The organism is Microbacterium sp. P5_E9 (assembly GCF_054049175.1).
Genome location: NZ_JBFUMV010000003.1, coordinates 175,517 through 201,362, shown reverse-complemented (window position 1 = coordinate 201,362; position 25,846 = coordinate 175,517). Strand labels below are relative to the sequence as shown.

At 69.8% G+C, this 25,846-nt stretch carries 25 protein-coding genes; 13 read left to right on the top strand and 12 right to left on the bottom strand.

The features are described from left to right. Window positions 1–16: 16 nt before the first annotated feature. Window positions 17–1,291, top strand: a complete 1,275-nt coding sequence (locus ACXJ3V_RS07180) for an ion channel protein (protein ID WP_457099595.1) — start codon at window positions 17–19, stop codon at window positions 1,289–1,291. Here the strand turns inward: ACXJ3V_RS07180 and ACXJ3V_RS07175 are convergent. Then, window positions 1,288–2,121, bottom strand: coding sequence for a mechanosensitive ion channel family protein (locus tag ACXJ3V_RS07175; RefSeq protein WP_457099594.1), 834 nt, complete (start codon window positions 2,119–2,121; stop codon window positions 1,288–1,290). The genes ACXJ3V_RS07180 and ACXJ3V_RS07175 overlap by 4 nt on opposite strands. A 70-nt stretch (window positions 2,122–2,191) precedes the next feature. On the opposite strand from ACXJ3V_RS07175, the gene ACXJ3V_RS07170 reads away from it, so the two are divergent. The 4 genes from ACXJ3V_RS07170 to ACXJ3V_RS07155 all read left to right on the top strand — a co-directional run bounded on the left by ACXJ3V_RS07170 (window position 2,192) and on the right by ACXJ3V_RS07155 (window position 7,102). Next, window positions 2,192–3,283 (top strand): AI-2E family transporter, encoded by a 1,092-nt coding sequence (locus ACXJ3V_RS07170; RefSeq protein ID WP_457099593.1) that lies wholly within the window; start codon window positions 2,192–2,194, stop codon window positions 3,281–3,283. Between the two features lie 99 nt (window positions 3,284–3,382). After that, window positions 3,383–4,594, top strand: a complete 1,212-nt coding sequence (locus ACXJ3V_RS07165) for a glycosyltransferase (RefSeq protein ID WP_457099592.1) — start codon at window positions 3,383–3,385, stop codon at window positions 4,592–4,594. 18 nt (window positions 4,595–4,612) lie between these two features. Then, complete coding sequence (locus ACXJ3V_RS07160; RefSeq protein ID WP_457099742.1) at window positions 4,613–5,908, top strand: glycosyltransferase; 1,296 nt, start codon at window positions 4,613–4,615, stop codon at window positions 5,906–5,908. A 216-nt stretch (window positions 5,909–6,124) separates the two neighbouring features. Beyond that, window positions 6,125–7,102 carry a GlxA family transcriptional regulator gene (locus tag ACXJ3V_RS07155; protein ID WP_457099591.1) on the top strand — a complete coding sequence of 326 codons (978 nt, stop codon included), beginning with the start codon at window positions 6,125–6,127 and terminating at the stop codon, window positions 7,100–7,102. Window positions 7,103–7,131: 29 nt separating this feature from the next. Here the strand turns inward: ACXJ3V_RS07155 and ACXJ3V_RS07150 are convergent, their stop codons facing one another. Continuing rightward, window positions 7,132–7,692 (bottom strand): hypothetical protein, encoded by a 561-nt coding sequence (locus ACXJ3V_RS07150; RefSeq protein WP_457099590.1) that lies wholly within the window; start codon window positions 7,690–7,692, stop codon window positions 7,132–7,134. Between the two features lie 143 nt (window positions 7,693–7,835). Between ACXJ3V_RS07150 and ACXJ3V_RS07145 the strand changes: the two genes are divergently transcribed. Then, window positions 7,836–10,058, top strand: a complete 2,223-nt coding sequence (locus tag ACXJ3V_RS07145) for an ATP-dependent Clp protease ATP-binding subunit (protein ID WP_457099589.1) — start codon at window positions 7,836–7,838, stop codon at window positions 10,056–10,058. A 144-nt stretch (window positions 10,059–10,202) separates the two neighbouring features. On the opposite strand, the gene ACXJ3V_RS07140 is transcribed toward ACXJ3V_RS07145, so the two are convergent. Then, the gene (locus ACXJ3V_RS07140) at window positions 10,203–10,784 is read right to left on the bottom strand and encodes a nitroreductase family protein (protein ID WP_457099588.1); all 582 of its coding nucleotides are present in this window, start codon (window positions 10,782–10,784) and stop codon (window positions 10,203–10,205) included. Between the two features lie 115 nt (window positions 10,785–10,899). On the opposite strand from ACXJ3V_RS07140, the gene ACXJ3V_RS07135 reads away from it, so the two are divergent. Then, window positions 10,900–11,772, top strand: coding sequence for a UbiA family prenyltransferase (locus ACXJ3V_RS07135; RefSeq protein WP_457099587.1), 873 nt, complete (start codon window positions 10,900–10,902; stop codon window positions 11,770–11,772). Between the two features lies 1 nt (window position 11,773). On the opposite strand, the gene ACXJ3V_RS07130 is transcribed toward ACXJ3V_RS07135, so the two are convergent. Genes ACXJ3V_RS07130 through ACXJ3V_RS07115 form a run of 4 tightly spaced genes read right to left on the bottom strand, consistent with a single transcriptional unit; the run spans window position 11,774 to window position 16,089 of the window. After that, entirely contained in the window at window positions 11,774–12,901 is a 1,128-nt protein-coding gene (locus ACXJ3V_RS07130) for an FAD-dependent oxidoreductase (protein WP_457099586.1), read from the bottom strand. Beyond that, window positions 12,894–13,583, bottom strand: a complete 690-nt coding sequence (locus ACXJ3V_RS07125; protein ID WP_457099585.1) for a methyltransferase domain-containing protein — start codon at window positions 13,581–13,583, stop codon at window positions 12,894–12,896. The genes ACXJ3V_RS07130 and ACXJ3V_RS07125 overlap by 8 nt, the downstream gene beginning before the upstream one ends. After that, on the bottom strand, window positions 13,580–14,704 hold the full coding sequence (locus tag ACXJ3V_RS07120; RefSeq protein WP_457099584.1) for a type III polyketide synthase: 1,125 nt from the start codon (window positions 14,702–14,704) through the stop codon (window positions 13,580–13,582). Before ACXJ3V_RS07120 ends, ACXJ3V_RS07125 begins: the two co-directional genes overlap by 4 nt. 47 nt (window positions 14,705–14,751) lie before the next feature. Continuing rightward, the gene (locus tag ACXJ3V_RS07115) at window positions 14,752–16,089 is read right to left on the bottom strand and encodes an MFS transporter (RefSeq protein WP_457099583.1); all 1,338 of its coding nucleotides are present in this window, start codon (window positions 16,087–16,089) and stop codon (window positions 14,752–14,754) included. Window positions 16,090–16,147: 58 nt separating this feature from the next. Between ACXJ3V_RS07115 and ACXJ3V_RS07110 the strand changes: the two genes are divergently transcribed. After that, window positions 16,148–16,681: an ArsR/SmtB family transcription factor gene (locus tag ACXJ3V_RS07110; protein WP_457099582.1), complete on the top strand. Its 534-nt coding sequence runs from the start codon at window positions 16,148–16,150 to the stop codon at window positions 16,679–16,681. Window positions 16,682–16,706: 25 nt separating this feature from the next. Here the strand turns inward: ACXJ3V_RS07110 and ACXJ3V_RS07105 are convergent, their stop codons facing one another. The 4 genes from ACXJ3V_RS07105 to ACXJ3V_RS07090 form a co-directional block, all read right to left on the bottom strand. Continuing rightward, window positions 16,707–17,804 (bottom strand): ABC transporter permease, encoded by a 1,098-nt coding sequence (locus ACXJ3V_RS07105; RefSeq protein ID WP_457099581.1) that lies wholly within the window; start codon window positions 17,802–17,804, stop codon window positions 16,707–16,709. After that, the gene (locus tag ACXJ3V_RS07100; protein WP_457099580.1) at window positions 17,801–18,685 is read right to left on the bottom strand and encodes an ABC transporter ATP-binding protein; all 885 of its coding nucleotides are present in this window, start codon (window positions 18,683–18,685) and stop codon (window positions 17,801–17,803) included. Before ACXJ3V_RS07100 ends, ACXJ3V_RS07105 begins: the two co-directional genes overlap by 4 nt. Window positions 18,686–18,799: 114 nt before the next feature. Continuing rightward, entirely contained in the window at window positions 18,800–19,489 is a 690-nt protein-coding gene (locus ACXJ3V_RS07095) for a response regulator (protein WP_457099579.1), read from the bottom strand. Next, window positions 19,486–20,748 carry a sensor histidine kinase gene (locus ACXJ3V_RS07090; protein WP_457099578.1) on the bottom strand — a complete coding sequence of 421 codons (1,263 nt, stop codon included), beginning with the start codon at window positions 20,746–20,748 and terminating at the stop codon, window positions 19,486–19,488. The genes ACXJ3V_RS07095 and ACXJ3V_RS07090 overlap by 4 nt, the downstream gene beginning before the upstream one ends. Before the next feature lie 147 nt (window positions 20,749–20,895). Between ACXJ3V_RS07090 and ACXJ3V_RS07085 the strand changes: the two genes are divergently transcribed. The 3 genes from ACXJ3V_RS07085 to ACXJ3V_RS07075 are packed head-to-tail and all read left to right on the top strand — an operon-like array spanning window position 20,896 to window position 22,653. After that, window positions 20,896–21,333, top strand: coding sequence for a VOC family protein (locus tag ACXJ3V_RS07085; protein WP_457099577.1), 438 nt, complete (start codon window positions 20,896–20,898; stop codon window positions 21,331–21,333). A 4-nt stretch (window positions 21,334–21,337) separates the two neighbouring features. Further along, complete coding sequence (locus ACXJ3V_RS07080; RefSeq protein ID WP_457099576.1) at window positions 21,338–22,036, top strand: winged helix-turn-helix transcriptional regulator; 699 nt, start codon at window positions 21,338–21,340, stop codon at window positions 22,034–22,036. Then, window positions 22,033–22,653, top strand: a complete 621-nt coding sequence (locus ACXJ3V_RS07075) for a dihydrofolate reductase family protein (protein WP_457099575.1) — start codon at window positions 22,033–22,035, stop codon at window positions 22,651–22,653. The genes ACXJ3V_RS07080 and ACXJ3V_RS07075 overlap by 4 nt, the downstream gene beginning before the upstream one ends. Before the next feature lies 1 nt (window position 22,654). On the opposite strand, the gene ACXJ3V_RS07070 is transcribed toward ACXJ3V_RS07075, so the two are convergent. After that, window positions 22,655–23,494, bottom strand: a complete 840-nt coding sequence (locus tag ACXJ3V_RS07070; protein ID WP_457099574.1) for an exodeoxyribonuclease III — start codon at window positions 23,492–23,494, stop codon at window positions 22,655–22,657. 70 nt (window positions 23,495–23,564) lie between these two features. Here ACXJ3V_RS07070 and ACXJ3V_RS07065 point away from each other — a divergent pair, with 70 nt between their 5' ends. Beyond that, window positions 23,565–24,752 (top strand): ROK family transcriptional regulator, encoded by a 1,188-nt coding sequence (locus ACXJ3V_RS07065; protein ID WP_457099573.1) that lies wholly within the window; start codon window positions 23,565–23,567, stop codon window positions 24,750–24,752. After that, window positions 24,749–25,846, top strand: a complete 1,098-nt coding sequence (locus ACXJ3V_RS07060; protein WP_457099572.1) for a sugar ABC transporter substrate-binding protein — start codon at window positions 24,749–24,751, stop codon at window positions 25,844–25,846. The genes ACXJ3V_RS07065 and ACXJ3V_RS07060 overlap by 4 nt, the downstream gene beginning before the upstream one ends.

The following is a 25,846-nucleotide window of genomic DNA, read 5'->3' as shown; positions in this document are numbered from 1 at the left end:
AGAGTGAGGAGCACGGATGACTGAGCCCGAGCGACTGCCGAGCATTCGCGTACTGCTGCTGATGGCGGTTCCCGCCCTGCTGATCGGCATCGGCTCGGCCGTCGTGCTGCGGCTGATCGACCTCGTGTCCGAGGGGCTGATGCACTTCCTGTGGACCACACTGCCCGCGAACTTCGGCGCGACGGAAGAGACCCCGTGGTGGATCTTCCTCGTGCTGACCCTCACCGGTGCGGCCATCGGGGCGATCGCCTGGCTCGTGCCGGGGCACGCCGGTCCCGACTCGGCCACCACCGAACTCGGCGGCACGCCACCCCGGCTCGGGATGGTCCCCACGATCCTCCTCGTCTCGATCCTGGGCCTCGCGGGCGGCGTGAGTCTCGGGCCCGAGAACCCGACGATCGCGGTCAACTCCGCGCTCGCCGTAGCGGTGTTCGGCCGCTTCTCGAAGAAGATCCCTCCCGCGATGCTGGTGATGCTGGCTGTCTCCGGCACGCTCGGCGCGCTGTTCGGCACGCCGGTCGCGGCGGCGCTCGTGTTCACCGGCATGGTCGGCGCGATGGCGCTGCCTGGTTCGCTCTGGGACAAGCTCTTCCTGCCGCTCGCGGCGGCGGGAGCCGGTGCGGTCACGATGCTGCTGCTGGGCGGCGAGGCGATCGCCTTCACGCTCGAGCCGATCGGCGCCCTCCAGCCCTCGTACCTGCTGACCGGCTTCCTCGTCGCCGCGGCGTCGGCGCTGCTCGGCGTCCTCGCCGCCTTCGTGTTCCCGTACCTGCACCGCGCCTTCCACATGCTGCGCAACCCCATCATCTTCACGACCCTCGGCGGCATGGTCCTCGGGGTGCTCGGCATCATCGGCGGACCGATCACCCTCTTCAAGGGACTCGAGCAGACCGCCGCGCTGCTGGAGCACCCGGGCGACTACACGTCGCAGGAGCTCGCCCTGTTCACTGCCGTGAAGATCGTCGCGCTGCTCGTGGCGGCGAGCGCAGGCTTCCGCGGCGGCCGCATCTTCCCGGCGGTCTTTGTGGGGACGGCCTTCGGGCTGCTCGCCTACTCGCTGTTCCCCGGCATCCCGATCTCGCTCGCGGTCGCGTGCGGCGCCATGGGCATCGTCCTGGCGGCCACCCGCGACGGGTGGATCGCGATCTTCGTCGGCATCGCGCTGTGCGGTGACATGACGGTGCTGCCGCTGCTCTGCCTGATCATCCTGCCGGTGTGGCTCATCGTCACGAAGGCGCCCGAACTCGTCGTGCACCCGCGAACGGAACCGGCTGAGGCGAAGCCCGTCTAGAGTTCGTCGCTCGGGACGAGCGGCGCCACCCCGGGATCGCTCGTCACGGTGGCCGGGATGCCCGCGCCCTGCAGGTCGGTCGCGAGGGTGCGGACGACGTCCGCCGTCACCCCGAGCCCGTCCGCCGGCGCGTGCCAGAACAGCACCCGGGCGACGAGCCGGTCGGGACTCACCGCGACGGCATAGGCCCGTGCGGGCGGGTCGGCGTCAACGCCGGGGACGGATGCCGCGGACTCGGCGAGCCGCGTGAGCTCGACATCCAGCGCTCCCTCTGATCGTGCCGTCCGCACCTGCACCTCGCTGCGGCGCTGGCCCCGGCGGGAGTGGTTGACGATGGGTTCGGCGATCATGCGGCCGTTCGGCACGTGCACGGTGCGTCCGTCGTAGGTCTCCAGCACGACGGTGCGGGAGGTCAGCTCTCGGACCACCCCCGTCAGCGCCTTGCCGTCGACGCCCTCGACCTGCACCTCGTCCCCGACCTCGACGGGGCGGGTGGCCTGGATGACGACTCCCGAGGCGAAGTTGTCGGCGACGCCGCGCAGCACCAGCACCGCGATCACGACGAGCACGACCGCGAGAGCGAGAAGGGGCTGCAGGTTCACTCCGAGCACGGCCAGGGCGATGCCCACCGCGAGGAGGACCACCGCGCCGCCGACGAACCGGGCGACGAAGGTCGCGACCGCCTCGGTCAGGCTCGGCGCGAACTTCAGCAGGCGCAGCGTCGCGGTGCGCGCGAAGCGGGAGAGGATCCAGCCGGCGATGATGACGACGATCGCGATGAGCACCTGCCACCACTCGAGGCTCGTGGGCAGCAGCGCGCTCAGGTCCATGCCCGTCACGTTAGCCGGGCGGTGCGCGCGCCCCCGTCGCCTCGCCGCGCGCGGCCGCTAGCCTGGCGCCGTGAAGCGCACCCAACCGCCCGTCGAACCGACTCCGGTCTCAGCCCCCGTCCTGTCGCCGATGCTCCGGGTGCTGATCGGCCTGGCCGCCGCCGTCATCACGCTCGCCGGCGTCTCGTACGCACGCGAACTGGTCGGGCCGCTCGTCCTTGGCGCCGTCATGGTGATCATCTGCCATCCGGTCCGCTTCCCGCTCGAGCGCCGCGGCTGGCCCAAGTGGGCCGCGACGACCGCCGTCATCGTGGTGGCCTACCTGATCCTCGGCTTCCTCGCGTTCCTGCTCGGCTTCGCGGGCGTGCAGTTCGCTCATCTGGTCGGCGATTACGCCGATCAGCTGAAGGGGGCAGCCCAAGGCTTCCTCACCGGCCTGCAGTCGCTGGGGCTGGATAAGGAGGCATCGGATGCCACGGCATCCGTTCTGAAGCCCGCGAACGTGCTCTCTTTCGCCTCGTCGCTCGGCGGCACCCTGCTCGGGGTGCTCACGGCGTTCTTCTTCGTGCTCACCTACGTGATCTTCATGGCAGCGGATGGTGCGCGGTACGCGCGGGCTGAGACGGACTTCGGTCGGTCGGCCCGCACGACGATCCGCCGGGCGGTGCAGTTCAACTCGAACGTGCGTCGGTACTACGTGGTGAACGCCTCGTTCGGCGCGATCGTGGCGATCATCGACGGCCTCGCCCTATGGGCGCTCGGTGTGCCGGCGCCGGCGGTGTGGGCGATCCTCGCGTTCGTGACGAACTTCATCCCGAACATCGGGTTCGTGCTGGGGCTGATTCCACCGGCCGTGCTCGCGCTCGTGGTCGGCGGCTGGCCGCTCATGCTGGCGGTCGTCGCGCTGTACTGCGTCGTCAACGTCGTGCTGCAGGTGCTCGTCCAGCCGAAGTTCGTCAGCGACGCGGTGAGCCTCAGCCTGACGCTGAGCTTCTTCTCGGTGATCTTCTGGACGTTCATCATCGGCCCCCTCGGGGCGATCCTCTCGATCCCGCTGACCCTGCTCGTGCGCACGCTCGTGCTCGAGCCCGACCCGGGGGCGCGCTGGCTGCGCTGGCTCTCCGGTGAGCCCGCCGACACGACGGCGGGCGGCGGAGGCTGAGGGCGCCGTTCTTGGGCCGCGTGGAGCGCCTCGGGTAGGGTGGAGTTCGCGCCTGTCCACCCAGCGGGCGCGCCGCAGAGATAGGCAGCCACCAATCCCGTGACTCCCCCCGCGACACCCGAATCCCCCGCGGACGACCGCGCCCGCCGCCTCACCGTGGTGATCGGCGCCGACACGTTCGCCCCCAACGTCAACGGCGCCGCGCGCTTCGCCGAGCGCCTCGCCGCGGGCCTCGCCGCGCGCGGCCACGACGTGCACGTCGTCGCGCCCAGCCGCAAGCACTCCGAGCATGGGGTGTTCCGCGAGGTGATCGAGGGCCAGGAGATGACGCTGCACCGGTGGCCATCGTGGCGCTGGTACCCACACGACTGGCTCCGCTTCGTCATGCCGTTCATGATCAAGCACTACTCGCGCCGGCTGCTCAGCGAGGTGCAGCCCGATGTGGTGCACATCCAGTCGCACATCATCATCGGTCGCGGCCTCACCCGCATCGCGCGGCAGCGCGGCATCCCGGTGGTCGCCACCAACCACGTGATGCCCGAGAACCTCGTCGACTTCACGATCTTCCCTGACACGATCACGAAGTTCATCGTCAGGCTCGCGTGGGAAGACGCCCAACGCACCTTCGACATGACCCGTGCGGTGACGACCCCGACGCGCAAGGCCGCGGAGTTCCTCGAGCAGACGATCCCGATCCAGAACGTCATCCCGGTCAGCTGCGGCATCGACAAGGCGAACTACACCGCCGACCTCACGCCCCGTGACGCGAACCGGATCCTCTTCGTCGGTCGCCTCACGACCGAGAAGCGCATCGACCAGGTGCTCCGCGCGATCAAGACGCTCGACCCCGCACTCGACGTGCACTTCGACATCGTCGGCGGCGGGGATCAGCGTCGCAACCTCGAGGCGCTCACCCGCGAGCTCGGCCTCGATCAGCGCGTCACGTTCCACGGCTACACCTCCGACGAGGACCTTCGTGCGCTCTACACGCGGGCGAGTGTCTTCGCGATCGCGTCGGTCGCCGAACTGCAGTCGATCGCGACGATGGAGGCGATGGCCTCGGGGCTGCCGATCGTCGCGGCCAACGCCGTGGCGCTGCCGCATCTCGTGCATGACGGTGAGAACGGCTACCTGTTCGAGCCCGGCGACATCCCAGCCCTCGCGGCGCGGCTCACGGACGTCTTCACCGCTGCACCCGAAGAGCGACTCCGGATGCAGCAGGCATCGCTCGACGGCGTGACGGTGCACGACATCCACCGCACCCTCGACACGTTCGAGGCGCTGTACCGCGACGAACCGCTGCCCGAGTAGGCGACCGTGCATGTCGTGATGTTCGGCGACCAGCACGTCGAGTCCCTCGGCGGGGCGCAGGTCTCGATGCGACTGCAGCGCCGGTTCCTCGAGAAGGCCGGGCACACCGTGACCATCGTCGCGCCCGCCATGCATGGGGCGCGGGCCCGTCGGCAGGCGGTCGCTGAGCCTGTCGCGGTCGCTGAGCCTGTCGAAGCGTCCTCGTACCTCGACATGCCCTCGATCCCGATCACCGTCGACCGCGAGTATTCGTTCACGTGGCCGGGTCGACGAGCGGATCGCTGGGTGGATGCCGCGCTGGCGACGCGTCCGCCGGTCGACGTCGTGCACGTCCAGGCGGACTTCTGGGGCGCCTTCATCGGACACCGCTTCGCCGCGCGGCACGGGCTGCCGGTCGTCCACACGATGCACAACCGGGTCGACGTGGGGATCGAGGCCACCGCGCCCTTCCCGGGGCTCGTGCTGCGGGTGCTGAACGCGTGGCAGCGCCGGGCGCTCGGCTCGGCTGCGGTGGGCCGGGACGGCTGGTCGTATCTGCGGCGGTTCGCCGGGGGATCGGATGCGGTCACCGCCCCGTCCTCGCACTTCGCGCGGCGGCTCGAATCCCACGGGGTCGTGCCGGCTGGGCCGCGGGGTGCCCTCGTTTCCGAGCCGCACGTAGACGTCATCTGGAACGGCATCGACGACGAGGCGCTGGAAGCGGCGCTCGCTTCGACAGGCTCAGCGACCGGGGGGGTCGGCTCAGCGACCGGGGGGGTCGGCTCACGCACACCCGGGCTGCCGCGATTCGTCTGGATCGGACGCATGAGTCCGGAGAAGCGGCTGCTGCCGTTCCTCGAGGCGCTCGCGGAGTCGGGGGTGCGCGCAGAGGTCGAGGTGATCGGCGGTGGCGGACAGCTGCGCGCGGCGCACCGGATCGTCGAGAAGCGGCGGCCCGCGGCATCCGTCGTGTTCTCGGGTCCGCTTCCGTACGCGGAGGTGGTGCGCCGCATCCAGGCGGCCGACGCGGTCGTGCAGACCTCGATCGGCTTCGAGACGCAGGGCATGACGCTGTTCGAGGCCGCGTCGCTCGGCACGCCGTCGGTCGTGAGCGACCCCGATATCGCCGCCGAGCTGGGCTCGGGCTTCTGGCCGGTCAGCGCGGATGGAGTGGCGGATGCCTCGACCGCCGCGCTCGCGGCCGCATTGCGCCGCGCCGCGGCCGACATCGAGGCCGGCACCGCGCCGGTGCCCGATCCGTCGATCCGCGAGCGCTTCCGCCAGTCGTCGCGCACCGCCGCGATGATCGAGGTCTACCGCCGCGTCACCGGCTAGGACCTGCCTCAGATCAGGGGAGGCGCGACCAATCGGTCGGCGTGCGACGGTAGCCGTCGTTGCGAAGGGCGGCGATCGTCGAGGCGATGCCGACCGTGGACAGTCCTGCAAGAAGAATCACCATGAACATGGCAGTAAAGCTACGCTTGCGTCTAAACGGCCACGAGTGGCAGAATGGCCACACATCGCACGAAAACTGCCACGCAAGGAGCGAAGATGAAGACCGTCGCCGTGATCGTCCAGGACGGCTTCGCGCCCTTCGAATTCGGGGTCGCCTGCGAGGCCTTCGGTCTCGACCGGTCGGATGACGGCATCCCGAACTTCGACTTCCGCGTCGTGGCGCCGAATCCGGGTGTCGTGAAGTCCAAGCTCGGGTTCTCCCTCAACGTCGAGAACGACCTTTCGTTCGCGTACGAGGCCGACCTGGTGGTGGTCTCGCCGACGCCCCGCGAGTACTGGGGGCACACCGACGAGCGCGTGCTCGACGTCGTGCGCGACGCGGTCGCGCGGGGCGCCTGGGTGCTGAGCGTGTGCAGCGGGTCGTTCATCCTCGGTGCGGCGGGCGTGCTCGATGGTCGCAAGGCGACGACCCACTGGATGTACGCCGACGTCATGGCCCGGATGTACCCCAAGGTGGACGTCGATCCCGACGTGCTCTACGTGCAGGACGGCCGGATAATCACCAGCGCGGGGACCGCCGCAGGCCTGGATGCCTGCCTGCACCTGCTGCGCCAGGAGCTCGGTGCCGAGATGACCAACCGCATCGCACGTCGAATGGTCGTGCCGCCCCAGCGCGACGGCGGCCAGGCACAGTTCATCGACCACCCGCTCCCGCAGGTCGCCTCACTGTCGCTGAACTCGGTGACCGACTGGATGCTCGACAACATCGGCCAGGAGCTCACCGTCGACCAGCTCGCGGCCAAGGCGCACATGTCGCCGCGCACCTTCGCGCGCCGGTTCAAGGCCGACTTCGGTGCCACGCCGGCATCCTGGCTCGCCCGGCAGCGGATCATCCACGCCCAGCGCCTGCTCGAGAAGACCGATCTCGGCCTCGATCGCATCGCGTACGAGAGCGGCTTCGGGTCGGCCGCCGTGCTGCGCCAGAACTTCGCGCGCGTGCTCGGCACCACGCCCACCGCCTACCGGGCGCGCTTCGCCTGCACGCTCGACGAGATGGCGGAAGCCGTCGCCTGACAGGTCAGGAGCGAGCCGCGGCTCGACCGCTAGACGAGGGTCTGCCCCAGGATGCAGGCCTTCTCCAGGTCGGTGAAAGTGTTGCACGACCCGCCTACGATCGGCGGCACGGTCCCGACGCTCTTGGTCACCGTCACAGTTCCGACGGGCGCGCCGGTCACTTTGTAGGTGACGGTGAGGGTTCCCGCCTGGCTGCTGACGTTGTCTCTGGTCAGCAGGACAAGGCTGTCATACGCGCTGAGCCCATTGATGATGATCGAGTTGGCGCCGAGTTTCACGCACCCGTTGAGGTTGACGATCTCGGTGTTGCCGAGATTCTCGTTGTTCAGAATGACGTCGATGATCGTCACGACGATCGGGTCGTTGTAGGGATTCAGAGCGGCGAAGCCCAGGGCGTAGCCCTTGAACAGACCCCCGGAGTTGCCCGGCAGCTTGCACGCCGCCCCACTGGCCACGAGGATGGGCGCTGAGGCCGCATAGGCAGGGACCGAGGCGCTGACGGCAATCACAGGCACCGCCCACGCCATCGCCTTCGTCACGGTGCGGCGCGTGATCGGGCGCGGCACCTCACCGTCGGACTCATCGGGCATGACCCCTCCATCTGTGCGCCACTGGCGCCAGACTAACGGCTGGGCGCAGAAAGTGGCTCATGACCTCAGCCGACGCGGCATTGCCGACAGCATCCGTCGCTTGCTAAACTTGAGCCCGGAAGACTCAAGTTTTCAGGAGAAGCATGAATGCCACGCAGACGCCCGGGCAGGAGGACGCGCAGAGCGCCCTCGAGCAGTTCGGGATCAACCTCACCGACCGCGCCCGCCAGGGCAAGCTCGATCCCGTCATCGGGCGGGATGCCGAGATCCGGCGGGTCAGCCAGGTGCTCACCCGCCGCACCAAGAACAACCCCGTCCTGATCGGTGAACCAGGCGTCGGCAAGACCGCCGTCGTCGAGGGGCTCGCCCAGCGGATCGTCGCGGGCGACGTCGCCGAGTCGCTGAAAGACAAGGAGCTCGTCACCCTCGACATCTCGGCCCTCGTGGCCGGCGCGATGTACCGCGGGCAGTTCGAGGAGCGCCTCAAGAGCGTCCTCAAGGAGATCGCGGACTCTGACGGCCGCGTCATCACCTTCATCGACGAACTGCATGTGCTCATGGGCGCAGGCGGCGGCGAAGGATCGGTGGCGGCATCCAACATGCTCAAGCCCATGCTCGCGCGCGGCGAGCTGCGCCTCATCGGCGCGACCACTCTCAACGAGTACCGCGAATTCATCGAGAAGGATGCCGCGCTCGAGCGCCGCTTCCAGCAGGTCTATGTCGGCGAGCCCAGCGTCGAAGACACCGTCGCGATCCTGCGCGGACTCAAGGAGCGGTACGAGGCTCACCACAAGGTAGCCATCGCCGACGGCGCCCTGGTGGCCGCGGCATCCCTCTCCCACCGGTACATCCCGTCGCGACAGCTGCCGGACAAGGCCATCGACCTCATCGACGAGGCCGCGTCGCGCCTGCGCATGGAGATCGACTCGGCACCCCTCGAGATCGACGAGCTGCGCCGGCATGTCGACCGGCTCAAGCTCGAAGAGCTGGCGCTCAAGAAGGAGAAGGATGCCGCATCCAAGGAGCGGCTCGAGAAGCTGCGCGCCGATCTCGCCGTGGACGAGGTCAAGCTCGGACAGCTGCAGGCCCGCTGGGAGCGGGAGCGCGCGTCGCTGAACCGCGTCGGCGAGCTCAAGACGAAGCTCGACGCGGCCCGCATGGAGGCCGAGCGCGCCCAGCGCGAGGGCAACCTCGAGCGTGCGTCCCGGCTGCTGTACGCGGATATCCCGGCACTGGAGCGCGAGCTCGTCGCCGCCGAGCGGGACGACCCTTCGACAGGCTCAGGGGCCGATTACAAGCGAATGGTCAACGACCAGGTGACCGACGAGGACATCGCGGCGGTGATCGCGGCCTGGACGGGGATCCCGGTCGGCAGGCTTCTTCAGGGTGAGACCGAGAAGCTGCTGCACCTCGAGACCGAGCTGGGCCGGCGGCTGATCGGGCAGAAGGAGGCCGTCAAGGCGGTGTCGGATGCCGTGCGCCGCTCGCGGGCGGGCATCAGCGACCCCGACCGGCCGACCGGGTCGTTCCTGTTCCTCGGACCGACCGGCGTCGGCAAGACCGAGCTCGCCAAGGCACTCGCCGCGTTCCTCTTCGACGACGAGCACGCCATGGTGCGCATCGACATGTCGGAGTACGGCGAGAAGCACTCGGTGTCTCGGCTCGTCGGTGCCCCTCCCGGGTACATCGGCTACGAGCAGGGTGGGCAGCTCACCGAGGCGGTGCGCCGGCGGCCATACTCCGTGGTGCTGCTCGACGAGGTCGAGAAGGCGCACCCGGAGGTGTTCGACGTGCTGCTGCAGGTGATGGATGACGGGCGTCTCACCGATGGCCAGGGGCGGACGGTCGACTTCAAGAACGTCATCCTGATCCTCACGTCGAACCTGGGCTCGCCGATCCTCATCGACCCGACGCTTTCGACGGCGCAGAAGCGCGAGCAGGTGCAGGTGCTCGTGCGGCAGGCGTTCAAGCCGGAGTTCATCAACCGGCTCGACGACATCGTGATCTTCGAGGCGCTCACCGAGGACGACCTCGCCCAGATCGTCGAGCTGGCTGTGGACGCGCTGCAGCAGCGGCTCAAGGACCGCCGGCTCGCGCTCGCCGTCACGCCGGACGCCCGGGCCTGGCTCGCGGAGCGGGGCTACGACCCGATCTTCGGCGCGCGCCCCCTTCGACGGCTCATCCAGTCCGAGATCCAGAACCGTCTCGCGATGGCCCTGCTCTCCGGCGGCGTGCGCGACGGCGACACCGTGCGGGTGGACGTCGACGCGGCCGGGTCCGGACTCGTGCTCACGAGCGAGGGCCAGGCCGTGGCATCCGACTCGTCCGACGATGACGACGTGATCGAGGCGATCCTCGAGGACTGAGTCGCGGGCGCGTACTCAGCTGCGGGGATCGTGCGCGAAACGCCGGGGACGGATGCCTCGTCCCCGGCGTTTCAGCGAACTCGCCCGCATGTGGGCCCGGCCTCGGACCGTCCGGTCGCGGCCCGGCGGCCCGATCGGGTCGGACTACGCGTTGACGAGGAGCGACTCGGCGATCGGACGACGCGCGCGCGGCGCGTTCTCGCGCTCGACGAGGGTCTCGTGCGCGGCGGCGGAGTCGCCCAGGGCACCAACGGCCATGATCGTGATCGGGGTGAAGTTCTCGTCGAGGCCGAAGGCCTCCGAGACCGCGGCGCCGTCGAAGCCACCCATCTGGTGCGTGTAGAGACCGTCGGCGTGCGCCTGCACGGTGAAGTGCGCGGCGACCTGGCCGGTGTCGTAGAGGGCCCACGTCATCGGCTTGCCGTCGCGGGTGGTCTCGGCGACGAAGACGATCAGCACCGCGGCGTCGCCTGCCCAGGCGGAGTTGAAGCCGGCGAGGGTCGCCATGATCTGGGCGTGCGCCTCGGTGCCACGGCGGGCGACGATGAGCCGCCACGGCTGCGTGTTCGCACCGGTGGGCGTCCAGCGCGCGGCTTCGAGGGCGCTCGCGAACGCGACTTCGTCAAGCGAGGCCTGCGCGTCGAAGATGCGCGTGCTCCAGCGTTCGGCGAGGACGTCGAGGATCGGAGCGTGGGTGGGGGCGGTGCGGGTGATGACGTCGGACATGACGACTCCTTGATCGAGCGGATGGATCAGGGACGCCGTCGGCCCAATCCCATGCAACCGCATGCACCTGGGAGGCATTCCCAGGTGCAGGAATGTGACGCGCTACTGTCGCACCATGCAGCTGAGCGCGCGGCGGATGTCGCTCCTCTCGACGGCAAGGGCGCTCTGGGGCTCGACGCACCCGGGGCCGACTCTCGTCGTCTCGATCCTCGCCCTGGTGCTCGGGGTCGCCGTGGGACTGGAACCGTGGCGGCTCACTCTCCTGACTCTCGCCGTCTTCTGCGGCCAGCTGTCGATCGGACTCTCGAACGATGCGATCGACGCGCCCCGCGACCGCGCGGTCGGCCGCACCGACAAGCCCATCGCCCGGGGGGACATCAGCGAGCGCCTCGCGTGGGGCTGGGCGATCGGCGCGCTCGTCGTGGCGCTCGCGTTCTCGTCAGCCCTCGGACCCGGGATGCTGGCAGCCCACGCCATCTTCCTCGCGTCCGCGTGGGCCTACAACGCGGCCCTGAAGTCGACAGTGCTCTCGATCGCGCCCTTCCTCATCAGCTTCGGGATCTTCCCCTCTCTGGTCACCCTTGCCGCGGCCCAGCCGCGGGTGGCCGCCCCGTGGGCGTGGGTCGCGGGTGCCGCGCTCGGCGCGGCTGTGCATCTGACGAACGTCCTGCCCGACCTCGACGACGACGAGCGCACCGGTGTTCGCGGCCTGCCCCACCGCATCGGACCGCGCGCCTCGGCGGTCGTCGCGGCGGTCGGGATCATCCTCGGTGCGGTCGCGGTACTGCTCGGGTCCGCCGGCGGCGACGTCGCGGCAGTGTCGACCGTGTCGTGGATCTTCTTCGGAGCTGTCGTCATCGTCGCAGTTGGCACGGCGGTGCTGGCAGTCGTTCGGCAGCCCAGCCGCACGCTGTTCCGGCTCGTCATGCTCGCCGCCCTGCTGCTCGCCGCCCAGCTCGCCGCAACCGGCGGCGCCGTGGCCGCGTGAGTCATGCGTCGCGGTCGAACCCCATCGCGTAGGCATGCGCGAGCAGTCGCGCCCCGGGGGGCAGCAGGGCGAGCCGCAGCCCCGCCCGCCGCGCCGCGTGCGCCAGGGGCGGGAGGGGGCGACCGAGTGACGTGTTGAGCGTCGCTATCGCGGCGGCCGTGCGCGCCGAGGATAGGCGTCGCGCCTCCCAGCGCGCCAGGGCGGCGTCCGGCGACTCCGCGGTGTGGACCCACCGTGCGAGCAGGGGCGCGAGGGTCACGGCATCCAGCAGTCCCAGGTTCATGCCCTGTCCGCCGATGGGGCTCACCTCGTGTGCCGTGTCGCCGATCACGAACAGGCCGGCGCGGCGCAGTGAGGGTGCCACCGCGCGGCGCACCTCGAACGGCGTCGCAGCCGTGACCCGCGCGGCGGCCTCCTGATCGCCGCGCGCGATCAGTGCGGAGCGCAGCCGCTCGGTCCGCGCGCCGTCGTCGCTGTCGGCCGGAGAGGAATCCCATGCGACGAACCTCCGCCGCCCGCCTGGCAGCGGGAATGACTCCAGCACGCCCGACCGGTCTATGTTGACGACGGCGAGCGCGCCGTCGCGACCCGTCGCGACATCCGCCATGAGATAGCGGTCGGCGTACGGGCGGACGCGGATGCCGCGTGGTCGGTAGACCAACGCGCGGGCTCTCCAGCCCCCCGCGATCACGACGATCGGTGCGCGCGCTGTTTCGCCATCGCCGAAGGAAACGCGGATGCCGTCGGCCCCCGGGGCCACTTCGGTCACGGTCGCCCCGCGCCGAGGCTCGGGTGCGCCGACGGCCAGGGCCGCCTCGGTCGCGGCTTGCGGGAGCGCGGCGACGAACGGAAACCGCCGTCCCAGTCGGTCGAACCGCACGGTTCCGAGCGTTCGGCCGTCCGACCGCGCCTCACCGCGTGAGACCCGGATCGCCGAGGCCAGGAGCCGCTCGGTCGTGCCGGACGCCTCGAGCGCTGCGAGCACCGGCGCGTGGACTCCGATCGCGCGGGTACCGTCACCAGCCGTCGCTCGACGCTCGAGGACGAGGACATCGACTCGCCTGCGGGCGAGCTCCGCGGCGAGCAGCGTCCCCACGGGGCCCGCGCCCACGACGATCACCTCAGCCACGCACGCCTACAGCCAGGACTCGGAAGGGCGACGCGGCGGCCACCCGCCAAGGGTTGCCCAGTGCCTTTTCGAGTTCGTCCGCACGGTAGCTGCGCCGGATAGACCGCAATCCATCGGTCCGAAGGAATGTGCCCGGCGCGAACGGGGTGACCGCGACCGCGTACAAGCCGTATGCCAGGCGGCTCCGGCGAATGTCGGAGTGCACCACGATCCCGTCCGACAACGCCAACGACTGATCGGCGAACTTCCGCAGATCGCTGTCCGCAAGATGGTGCAGCACGTGATTGGACACCACCGCGTCGAACCGCTCACCCTCGCGAGACAGGGCAGCGGCATCCGTGCACCGGAAGCTGACGCCGGGCACCCTGCGTTCCTGCGCGACCGCGATCGCGCGGCGGTCGGGGTCTGCGCCGACCCAGTCCACCTCGAGTCCGTCGCGAGTCGCGAGTCGCGAGAGCCGCACGAGCAGGTCGCCACCTCCGCATCCGAGGTCGAGCACGCGCGCGGGGCGTCCGAGTGACGCAAGATGGGGGCGCAGCCGCGATCGATAGACGTCGCCCCATCCGCTGACGAGTCGGTTGACGGTGTCGAACCTGCGGAGCGTTGCCGCGAGTCGCTGCGGATCGCAGGCGGGGTCGTCCATGAGTTCGGCGACGTCAGCGTCGCGGACGGCCAGGTTCACACCGGTCCTGTGGTGGTGCGGGTGAGCAGGGCCGATTCGACCGTGAGTCCTGGCCCGAAGGCGAGAGCCGCGACGCGGGCGTCGTCCGGAAGGTTCTCGTCGTGCAGCAGGTCCCGCAGGATGAACAGGATCGTCGCGCTCGACATGTTGCCCTGGCGGCGAAGGACCGATCGGGATGCCTCGAGCGCACTCGGGTCGAGGTTCAGGCCGCTTTCGACCCGATCGAGCACGCTGCGGCCGCCGGGATGGACGGCCCACAGGTGGGGAACGTCCGCACCGAGGAAGGACTCGACGGCGTCGCGGATCTCACGCCCGATGATGCGCGGCACCTCGGCGGTGAGGATCATGTTGAAGCCCTCGTCGCCGATGGTCCACACCATGTCGGATTCGCCTTCGCTCGTGAGGACGGTGCCAAATCGCTCGAATTCGAGTCGGGGCCCTGCCCTCCGCGGCCGCTGCGCTACAACGGCGGCTGCGGCGCCGTCCGCGAAGACAGAGGCCGCGACGATCTGCTGCGGATCTTCGGACGATCGGATGTGCAGCGTGCACAGTTCTGCGGCTGCCACCAGCACGACGGCATCCGGCTGGGCAGCGCAGATCCGGGATGCCGCCCGCAGGCCCGGCAGCGCCGCCGCGCAGCCCATGAAGCCGATGTGATACCGCTCGACGTCCCTCCGAAGGCCGAGGTCCTTGACCAGCCGGAAGTCGGGACCCGGGGCGAACATTCCGGTGCACGAGACGGTGACGACGTGGGTGACCTCGTCGGGTGCGACACCGGCCTCGGCGAGTGCCTGGGCAGCGGCCGCCGCGAACAGGGCCGGGGCGAGCAGGATGTAAGCGTCGTTTCGAGCGCCCGTGGACGCGGCGAGGATCGTCCCATCAGGCCCGGCGAGGGATACGCCGAGCGCGGGGTCCGGATTCTCGACACCCGTCGCGGAGGCGACGAGGTCGGCGAGGACGGTGTTGCGGTGGTCGATCGCAGAAGCATCGAAAGCTGCGCGAATGAGGCGCTGAGCGATGCGACTGAGGCCTGGCTGGCTCGCGAACACGTCGCGCGCGACCGTCTGCGACGCACGGGCCGGTGGTACCGCGGTGCCGATCGACAGGATGCTCGCGGCCATGGTCAACCTTAGGCGCGGCGGAGGGCCTCGGGGGCGGTGGCTGGCGTCTAGCGGGACTCTTCGTCCGCCTGCGTGTGCTCGGCGTGCGCCTCGGGCAGCTCGCGCATGCTCCAGAACGGGCCGGTGATGACGAAGAGGCCGGCGAGGAGCTCGCCGACAGCGGCGATCCAGAGGGTCGGGACGACGCCGATCCAGGTGCCGAGTGCGCCGGCGAGCAGCGCCGCGATCGGCATCACGCCCCAGACGACGAACCGCACCGATGCGTTCATGCGGCCGAGCAGCCGAGGCGGGGTGATCCGCTGGCGGAACGTCACCTGGGTGATGTTGTAGAGCAGCACCGTGAAGCTCGCGAAGAAGAACTGGATCACCAGGAACGGGAAGGCGAGCTCCGGCACGAGCGAGATCGCCGGGAGGAAAAACGGCACGAGACAGAAGCCGATCGCGCTGAGCGGGATGGCGCGCGCCTCGCCGATGCGGGCGACGATCCGCGGGGTCGCGATGGCGCCGAGCAGGCCGCCGATCGCGGAGATCGAGAAGACAAGGCCGAACATCGCCGGCGTCAGTCCGAGCTCGCGCAGCACGAAGATCGGCAGCAGCGTCTGCGAGATCGTGCCGAAGAAGTTCGCGACACCGGTGGTGCCCACGATGCGCCGCAGCAGCGGGTTTCCGAACACCCAGCGCAGGCCCTCGCCGATCTCCTTCAGCAGTGGAGCGTGATCCTCGGGGGAGCGCAGCTTCTCGTGGTCCTTCGTGAACAGCAGGGTGAAGAACGACGCGACGTAGGTGCCCGCGTCGATGATGATCGCGATCGGTGCGGTGAACACACCGATCAGCCAGCCGCCCGCGGCCGGACCCGCCAGATGGGCGAGCTGCTCGGTGGCCTGGAGCTTGCCGTTGGCCTCAGCGATCTGATCGCTGCGCACGAGTGACGGGATGAAGCTCTGATTCGAGACGTCGAAGAAGACGGTCGCCACGCCCATGATCAGTGCGACGAGATACATGTGCCAGATCTCCAGGGCTCCGAACGCAGCGAGGATGGGCAGCGCACCGAGCGCCACGGCGCGCACGGCATCCGCCCAGATCATGACGTGCCGCTTGCGCATCCGGTCGATCCACGCGCCGGCAGGCAACCCCACGACGAGGAAGGCGGCGAACTCAGAAGCCCCGAGGACCCCGATCTCCCATTCGTTCGCGTCGAGGATCAGCACGGCCAGCACGGGGAGGGCGAGTCCGGTGATCTGCGAGCCGAATTGGCTCARCGCCTGGCCGCTCCACAGCGTCAGGAAGTTGCGGTCGCGCCAGAGCGATCCTTTCGGCTTCCGCGCCGCGGTGGCTGCGGCCTCCGCGTCGGCCTCGACGTCGGTCGCCTCATCTGGTTGGGACATGCCAACCAGTCTGAGCCACTGATTGAGAACTGTCAATCAGTCAGGTAGCGTGAGGCCCATGAGCGAGCAGACCGAAGAGCGGATCGAGCTGCAGAGCGGCGATCCCGACGCCGAAGCGCGCATGCGCGCCCTCAGTTCGCCACTTCGCCTGCGCGTCCTGCGCCTCTGCGCCTTCGAGTCCCGCACCAACAAGGAGCTCGCGGGGCTGCTCGGGGTGAACCCGGGCACGATGCTGCATCACGTCCGCACTCTCGTGCAGACCGGCTACCTCGCCGCCGAGCCCGAGCGGGTCGGCGCCCAGGGCAGCCGAGAGGTCCCGTACCGGGCGACCGGGCTCTCTTGGCGCACGTCCCTGCCCGGCGGCAGCTACGTACTCGTCGAAACCTTCCTGCAGCAGATCGAAGGCCTCCACGACGACGAACTCCAAGCGACCTGGCTCGGCCTCAAGCTCAACGACGAGCACAAGGCCGAGCTGGAGACGCGCCTGTACGCGCTTGCGAACGAGTTCAAGGAACGCGGACCGGATGCCGATGGCAAGCCGTACTCGCTGTTCACGGCCTTCCACCCCGACCTGAATCCGCCCGCGCCCTGACCGCGGCGGCGGGGCGCGGCATCCGTCAGCCTTTCAGCGCCTCACGGAGCTTGACCCGTCCGCCCATCCGCAGCAGCGAGTTCTCGTAGATCCGCGCGCCGACGAGGATAGCGCCGACGCAGGTCGCGATGAGGATCGCGAGCGACAGCAGGGGCTCCCACCACTGCGCCTCGCCGAGGAACAGCCGCATCGGCATCCCGACCGGGGCGGAGAACGGCACGTACGACATGATCGCGAGCACCGTGGGGTTGTCGTTGAAGAAGATCACGAGGAAGTACGGCGCCATGATCAGCATGGTGAGCGGCATCGTCGTGGAGCCGATGTCCTCCTGACGCGACACCATCGCCGCCGCCGCCGCGAACAGCGACGCCAGCAGGATGAAGCCGAAGAGGAAGAAGACCGCGAACCACGCGATCGGGCCGCCGAGCCCCTGCAGGATCGCGCCCTGCCCGGTCAGCGTGAGTCCGACGATCGCGATTCCGGCGAGGACGAGGATCTGGCCCATCGCGAGCACGGTGTTGCCGATGACCTTCCCGGCCAGCAGCGCCCGCACCGGAATGGCCGAGATGAGCAGCTCGACCACGCGCGTCTGCTTCTCTTCGACGACGCTCTGCGCGATCGTGCCGCCGAACAGCGACGCAGCGAGCAGGAACACCACGCCGAAGCCGATCGCGACGAGGTACCGCAGCGCCTCGTCCGTGGCCGAGGGGTTCAGCAGCTGCACCGTCGGAAGCTCGGCGAGCGAGAGGATCAGCTGTGTCGGCGCGCTCGAGTCCGCGATGACCGCGAAGCCCGTCGGCGACGCGGAGTCGCCGACGATCGCCGCATCGACATCGCCCGACTGGACCAGGGCCTCCGCCTCGGCGCGGTCCGCGGCATCCGTCACCTCGAGACCGGGGACATCCTGCACGTACTGCTGCGCGTCTGCGGTCACGGCGACGGGGGTGCCGCTGGTCGAACCGGCCTGGATGCCGCCCCAGACCACGAGGGCAAGTGCCCCGAGGAAGAGGATGATCGTCGAGATCAGGAAGGCCTTGCTGCGGATCTTCGAGGCGATCTCGCGCTCGGCGACGAGCCACACGCTCTGCGGCGTGCTGGGCGCTCGGGTGGATGCAGTGCTCACTGGATGACCTCTCTGAAGATCTGGGCGAGTGTCGGATGCTGCGGCGCGAAGCTCGCGACATCCCCCTGTGCGATGGCCCGGCGCAGCACCCGCTGCGCGGTCTCATCGCTGTCGACGTCGAACACGGCGTAGCCGCCGTCGAAGCCCTGGACCTCGACGCCCGGCTCGCCGCGGAGCCACCCGGCATCACCCGCCGAGATCAGCTCGAAGCGGCGCGTGGAGTGCTCCGCGCGCAGCGAGTCGCGTGCGCCGGCTGCGCGGATCGTGCCGCCGGCGATGATCACGAGGTCGTCGCACAGTCGCTCGACCACGTCGAGCTGGTGCGACGAGAAGAGCACGGCCACGCCGTCCGYGGCTCGTCCCTGGAGCACGCCGGCGACGATGTCGACGGCGAGCGGGTCAAGTCCCGAGAACGGCTCGTCGAGGATGAGCACCTCGGGGTCGTGCACCAGCGCCGCGGCGATCTGGGCGCGCTGCTGGTTGCCGAGTGAGAGCGTCTCGACGTTGTCGGCGAGGCGCTCGCCGAGTCCGAGCTGCTCGAGCAGCGCGGTGGCTCGGATCGCGGCATCCGCTCGGGAGAAGCCGTGCAGCCGGGCGAGGTACACGATCTGCTCGAGCACCTTCATCTTCGGGTACAGGCCGCGTTCCTCGGGCATGTAGCCGAAGCGCCGGCGATCGGATGCCGTCACCTCGACGCCGTCGAGCGTCACAGTGCCGGCATCCTTCGACAGCACGCCGAGGATGATCCGCATGGTCGTGGTCTTGCCGGCGCCGTTGCCGCCGACGAATCCGGTGAGGCGTCCTGGGCGCACCTCGAACGACACGTCGTCGAGCGCGGGTCTCGACCCGTAGCTCTTGTCGATCCCAGCCAGCTGCAGCATCGTGTCTCCTTCGGATGGCGTCACGGCTCACGCTACGCAAGCCCGGACGGAGCGGGCATCCCCCGTCAGACGGGTTTCACACCCCGCCGTGCGGGGGACAGGCGTTCGCAGACGTCACGACGGCGTCGTCAGCCCATGGCGGTGGGCGTAGACCACCGCCGCCACGCGGTCGCGGGCGCCGAGCTTCTGCAGCACGTTCGACACGTGCGTCTTGACCGTCGCCTCGCCGATGTACAGCCGCTGGGCGATCTCGGCGTTGCTGAGCGCCTCGGCGACGAGCCCCAGCACCTCCGCTTCGCGATCGGTGAGCTCGATGTGCGCCGCGGGAGCGTCGGGTGGCTGCGTCCAGGTCGGGCCGGTCCCCGTGGGGAGCTCCGCGAACCGGGCGATCACGCGCCGCGTCACCTCTGGAGCGAGCAGCGCATCGCCCGCCGCCGCGACGCGCACCGCCGAGATGAGCTCCTCGGGGCCGGCATTCTTCAGCAGGAACCCGCTCGCACCGGCCGCCAGTGCCTGGAACAGGTAGTCATCGCGGTCGAACGTCGTCACGATCACGACAGCCGCGTGCAGTGCGGCGTCGGCGACGATGCGTCGCGTGGCCTCGAGTCCGTCCATCTCGGGCATCTGGATGTCCATGCAGATGACGTCCGGATCCAGAGCGCATGCCGCTGCCACGGCAGCGGCGCCGTCCGCCGCCTCTCCGACCACGGTGATGTCGTCCGCGGTCTCGAGGATCATGCGGAAGCCCGCCCGCATCACGGCGTGGTCGTCGACGAGCAGCACGCGGATGCGGCGCCGGGTCATGCGGTGACCCGTGACGGCAGCGGGACGCGCATCCGCACCAGGAAGCCGCCCCGCGCACGGGGACCGACCTCGATCGTTCCGCCGGAGGCGGCGGCGCGCTCGCGCATCCCCACGATCCCGAGCCCTGGTTTGATCGCCGGCGTCACCCGGCCCTCGTTCGCGATCTCGAGCTCGAGGTCATCAGGCGCGAAGCGCAGCCGCACGTCGGCGGCGGCATCCGGACCACCGTGACGCCTCGCGTTGGTGAGTGCCTCCTGCGTGACGCGGTAGATGTTGACCTGCACCAGGTCGGGCAGCTCGATCGGTTCTCCGACGATCGTCAGGGTGGTGGGCATGCCGCTGTCGCGGGCGTGCGCGACCAGGTCGGCGAGCCCCGACAGCCGCACCGTCGACGCGTCGGGAGCATCGCCCCCGGGCGTCCGGAGGGTCTCGAGGAGGTGGTGCAGTTCATCGAGCGCGGAGCGCGCCTCGGTCTCGATGGCGATCAGCGCGGTGCGGGCGGACTCCGGATCTCGGACCATCACCGCGCGCGCCGCACCCGCCTGCACACCCATCGCCGACACGTGGTGCGCGACGACGTCGTGCAGCTCGCGGGCGATGCGAACCCGGTCCAGGGCGACGGCCTGCGCCGCCGTCACCTCGCGCTCGCGCTCCAGCTCGAGCGTCCGCTGACGCAGGGCCTCGCCGGCGAGCGCCGACGCGTACGCCCGCTCGCCCATGTAGTAGGCGCCGCCGAAGAAGGCCGCGTTGACGAGGAACTGCATGAGCATCCAGGCCACGAAGGGTGAGAACAGGCCCGCGCGGGAGAGGCCGTCGTCGGTGTCGGCGGTCGCCGATTGGAAGGTCGTGACGAGCAGCCACGTGAACATCCCCACGATGATCGCGATGCGCACGATGGCGGCCCGCCGGCGATCGTTCACCCACGCGCCGACGGTGTACATGCTGATGAACAGGACGATGTTGCCGACGTACATCTCGGGGATCTGGAAGCTCATGGCGACGAAGAAGGCCACCGCCGTCGCGACGGCGACGGCCTCGGGGAAGCGCCGGCGCACGGCGAGGGGCGCGGTGAGTGCGACCGCGTAGAGCAGCGCCCACTCCATGCCCGGCGTCTCGTCGGCGTAGATCCCGGCGACGGAGCCGAGGGCCGCGCTGAGGATCGCGGCGAGCATCAGAGCGGCGGCGAGCCACACGTCCGCGCGCAGCTCGGCGGCCGAGGGCGGCCGGCGCAGGGGCCTCGGCGGGACGGATTCGGACATCTCTCCACGGTACGGGGGAGGCCGCGCCGCGGCATCCCCCCTGCGACGGAGAGTGCACCCGGTTCACGCGAACTTGCTATTGACAAGCTTGCTTGCTTTTTGCAAGTATCGGTCTGCGGGCACACCGCACAGCGATTGGAGCAGGAAATGACCAGCATCTTCGTGAACATCCCCACGTCCGACCTGGAGCGCTCTAAGGCGTTCTATCTCGCGCTGGGTGCCGAGCTGAGCCCGCAGTTCACCGATGAGAACGCGGCCTGCATCGTGTGGGACGAGAACGTGTACTTCATGGTGCTCACCAGGGAGTATTTCGCGACGTTCACCGACAAGCCGATCATCGACCCCGCCACGAGCGCGCAGGTGTCGATCGCCCTCAGCCGCGACAGCCGCGAGGACGTGGACGCGGTGCTCGCCGCCGGGCTCGCGAACGGCGGCAGCGAGCCGCGCCCGGCGCAGGACTACGGGTTCATGTACTCGCGCGACCTCGATGACCCGGACGGCAACAACCTCGGGTTCCTCTACATGGACCCGGTGGCGGCCGAGAAGGGCCCGGAGGCCTATCTGGCGGAGCAGGCTCAGGTCTGACCCCTTGGCATCTCGCAGCTACGGGCAGTACTGCGGGGTCACCACTGCCGTCGAGCTGGTCGGGGAGCGCTGGGCGATGCTCATCGTCCGCGACCTGCTCGTCGGCCCCCGCCGGTACACCGACCTCAAGCAGGGGCTGCCCCGCATCCCCACGAACATCCTCTCCACGAGGCTCAAGGAGCTGCAGGAGGGCGGTGTGGTGCGCCGCGTGCCGCTCAAGAACTGCGGGCTCGTCTATGAGCTCACCGACTACGGGCGTGAGCTCGAGCCGATCGTGCTCGCCCTCGGGCGCTGGGGATTCGCGCAGATGGGCGAGCCGGGCATCGACGACGTCGTGACGGCGGACTCGCTCACGATGGCGCTGCGGACGGCTTTTCAACCGGATGCCGCGGCCTCGCTGCCGCCCGCAGACTACGAGGTGCACGTGGGCGATGTGGTGCTGCGGGTGCAGGTCGACGGCGACGCGCTGCGGATCGCGCAGCTCGCGCCGCCGTCGCCGCCGGTCGGCGGGCGCATCCCTCCTGGCGACCCGGAGCTCGTCTTCGCGGCCGGGCCCGGCATCCGGCGCATCATTTCGGGGGAGCTGACCCCCAGCGAGGCGATCGATCAGGAGGTGATCGCCGCGGTCCATGGCGACCCGACGCTCCTGGAGCGATTCGCCGCAACCTTCGCGATTCGATCTCTCGAAAGGACACGGCAATGACCGGACGCATCACGATCGATCTGTTCACCACCCTCGACCTGGTCGCGCAGGCCCCGGGTGGACCAGAGGAGGACATCTCCGGCGGCTTCCCGTACGGCGGATGGCAGGCGCCGCTGCCGGACGATCTCGTCGGCAGGGAAGTGATGGCGGGCATCGAGAAGCTCGACGCGCTCGTCCTCGGGCGCAGGACCTACGACATCTTCGCTGCGTACTGGCCGCACCACGACGGGGGCGGGATCGGGCCGAAGTTCGATCGCATCCCGAAGTACGTGGCATCGCGCGGCACTCCCACGCTCGACTGGGCCGGCACCACCCAGCTGGGACCGGATGCCGCGGCCGACGTCGCCGCGCTGCGTGAGCGCCACGAGAACATCCACATCATCGGCAGCATCGACTTCGTGCAGACCCTGCTCGCGGAGCGGGCGTTCGACGAGCTCGTGCTGTGGGTGTACCCGATCGTGCTCGGGCAGGGGAAGAAGGTCTTCCCGGACGGTGCCGCGCCCGCGAACCTCAGGCTCCTGGCCCCGCCCGCCGCAGGGTCATCGGGCGCCGTTTCGCTTCGCTACGGTCCCGCTGAAGGCACGCCGCAGACCGGGGACATGACCACCGAGGACTGACTCAGAAGATCATCGGGCGATCGTCGTCGTCGTCGCCCGTGAGGTCGAGGTCGACGACGACCGGCACGTGATCGCTCGGGGCCTCGCCCTTGCGCTCGTTGCGATGGATCTGCGCACCGGCCACCGCGTCGGCGAACGTGTGCGAGCCGAGGATGAAGTCGATCCGCATGCCCTCATTGCGGGGGAAGCGCAGCTGCTTGTAGTCCCAGTAGGTGAACCCGGTGGGGATGAGCGGCCGCACCACGTCGGCGAGGCCGGCGGCCTCGAGTGCGGCGAAGGCCTCGCGCTCGGGCGGCGAGACGTGGGTCGCGAACCCCTGGACCACCGTCGGATCGCCGTTGTCGGCATCCGTCGGGGCGATGTTGAAGTCGCCCACGAGCGCGAGCGCGAGGTCGGGGTCAGCCTTCAGCGACTCGCGGGTGTACTGCTCGAGGGCGCTGAGCCAGTCGAGCTTGTAGTAGTAGTGCGGATCGCCGAGGGAGCGCCCGTTCGGTACGTACAGGCTCCACACCCGCACCCCGCCGACCGTCGCGCCGATGGCACGGGCCTCCTGCGGGGCATCCGCTCCCTCATGCCCCTTCGCGAACCCGGGCATGCCGGGGAAAGCGGTCTCGACGTCGGTGAGCGGCTCGCGGCTCGCGATCGCGACGCCGTTCCACTGCGAGAAGCCGTGCGCCTCCACGTGGAAGCCGGCCTCTTCGAACTTCTCGAACGGGAACTGCTCGGCCTTGCACTTGATCTCCTGCATGGCCAGCACGTCGATGCTCTCGCGGACCGCGAAGTCGACGATGCGGTCGACGCGAGCACGGACGGAGTTGACGTTCCAGGTGGCGAGACGCATGGTGTCCAGCCTAAAGCCGGGCTGCGACGCTCACCGTTCCGGCCGAAAGCGGGTCGGGTACAGTGTGCGTGTGGCGCGTCACACGTCTCCGCCTGGCTCGCAGAGCTCGCTCCGCGAGGCCAATCGCGCGCGCCTCGTCGAATCGCTCAAGCGCCACGGACGTCTGACGCAGGTCGAGCTCGCCGGCAGCACCGGGCTGTCACCCGCGACGGTGTCGAACATCGTCAAAGAGCTCACCGCAGCGGGCCTCCTGCACACGTCCGTCACGTCCCGCAGCGGACGGCGTGCCACGCTCGTCTCACTCGCCCGCCAGCTGGGCCTCGTGGCCGGCGTGCACTACACGTCGCGGCAGCTGCACATCGCGATCGCCGATGTCACCCGCACCGTCGTGAGCCAGACCTCGCTCCCGCTTCCGCTCGACCACCGCCACGATGCGCAGCTCGACCGGCTGGCGATCCTCCTCAGCGAGCTCATGGAGTCGCTCGGCGGCACGGTCGCCGACCTCCTCGCCGTCGGGCTCGCCCTGCCCGCTCCCATCGATCCGCGCACCGGGATGATCTCCACGCCCGTGCTGCTGCCCGGCTGGGCGGGCATCGACGTCGCCGAGAGCCTTTCCGAGCGGATCGGCCGTCCGGTGCACGTCGACAGCGAGGCGAATCTGGGCGGCCTCGCTGAGGCCCGCGAGGGCAGCGGACGCTCGGCCTCGGCATCCGTCTTCATCCGTGTCGGCCACACCATCAGCGCCGGGCTCATCGTCGGCGGCGACCTCTTCCGCGGCGTGAACGGCAAGGCCGGCCAGATCGGCCATGTCACGATCGACGAGAACGGCCCGGTCTGCCGCTGCAGCAACCGCGGATGCCTCGAGACCTACGCCGGCGGCCCCGCCCTGCTGTCGCTGTTCCCGCCGAGCGCGGGCATGCACCGGATCAGCGACCTCCTGCAGGCGGCCGAGGACGGCGACGGCAGTTCGCGCCGGGTCATCGCCGACGCGGGCCGGCACATCGGCGTCGCTGCCGCGAGCCTGTGCAATCTCTTCGACCCGGAGCTCATCGTGGTCGGCGGCGAGCTCGCGCAGGCGGGCGAGATCCTGATGGCGCCCATGCGCCACTCGCTCGAGCGGACGGCCCTCCCGTCCGCCGACGGGCTGCCCGAGATCGTCGGAGCCACGTTCGGCGAGTGGTCCGAGACGCGCGGGGCGATCGCGATCGCGCTGGACCACGTGACGGTCGACGCCGACATCATCGCCGTCTCAGCGTGAATCGGCACGACCCGATGCCGCGGTCACGGCGACTCGGATCGAAGCTGTCCGCAGCCGCGGCGGCATTCGGTGTCCTCGTGCTCGCGATGACCGCACTCACGGCGTGCATGCCGCAGGCGCCGGGTGGGGAAGAGGGAAAGATCGCGCTGCTGCTGCCCGACGCGAAGACGGCCCGCTACGAGACCTTCGACCGGCCGTTCTTCGAGGCACGGGTCGCCGAACTCGGCGACTTCCAGGTGCTGTACTCCAACGCGGATCAGGATGCCGCCAAGCAGCAGCAGCAGGCGGAATCGGCGCTTGCCGCCGGCGCCGGAGTCCTCGTCCTCGATCCCGTCGACGGGAAGGCCGCCGCGAGCATCGTCGCGCAGGCGAAGGCCCAGGGCGTCCCGGTCGTGTCATACGACCGGCTGATCGCCGGCGGCGACCTGGCCTACTACGTGTCCTTCGACGGCGAGAAGGTGGGCGAGCTGCAGGCGACCGCGCTCGTCGACGCCCTTGACGCCGCTGGTTCATCGGGCGGCGGCATCCTGATGATCAACGGATCCCCGACCGACAGCAACTCCGCCCTCTTCCGCGACGGCGCGGAGGAGGTCTTGGCCCAGAGCGGGCTGCACGTGCTCGCGGCCTACGACACGCCCGACTGGAGCCCCGACAAGGCGCAGGAGTGGGTCGCCGGGCAGATCTCCCAGTTCGGCGACGACATCGCGGGGGTGTACGCCGCCAACGACGGGACGGCCAGCGGCGCCGTCTCGGCGCTGAAGGCGGCCGCCGTGGATCCGCTGCCGATCGTGACGGGACAGGATGCCGAGCTCTCGGCGCTGCAGCGGATCGTCACGGGGGACCAGTACATGACCGTGTACAAAGCGATCAAGCCGCAGGCCGAGCTGGCCGCCAACGTCGCGGTGACCCTGCTGCGCGGCGGAACGGTGACGGCGCCGATGGAGACCGACGGAACGCCCACGACCCTCCTTCAGCCGGTCGCGGTGACGATCGACAACATCGTCGAGACGGTGGTCGAGGACGGGTTCTGGACGATCGACGACATCTGCACCCCCGAATACGCCGCGGCATGCGCTGCGGCTGGCATCCTGTAG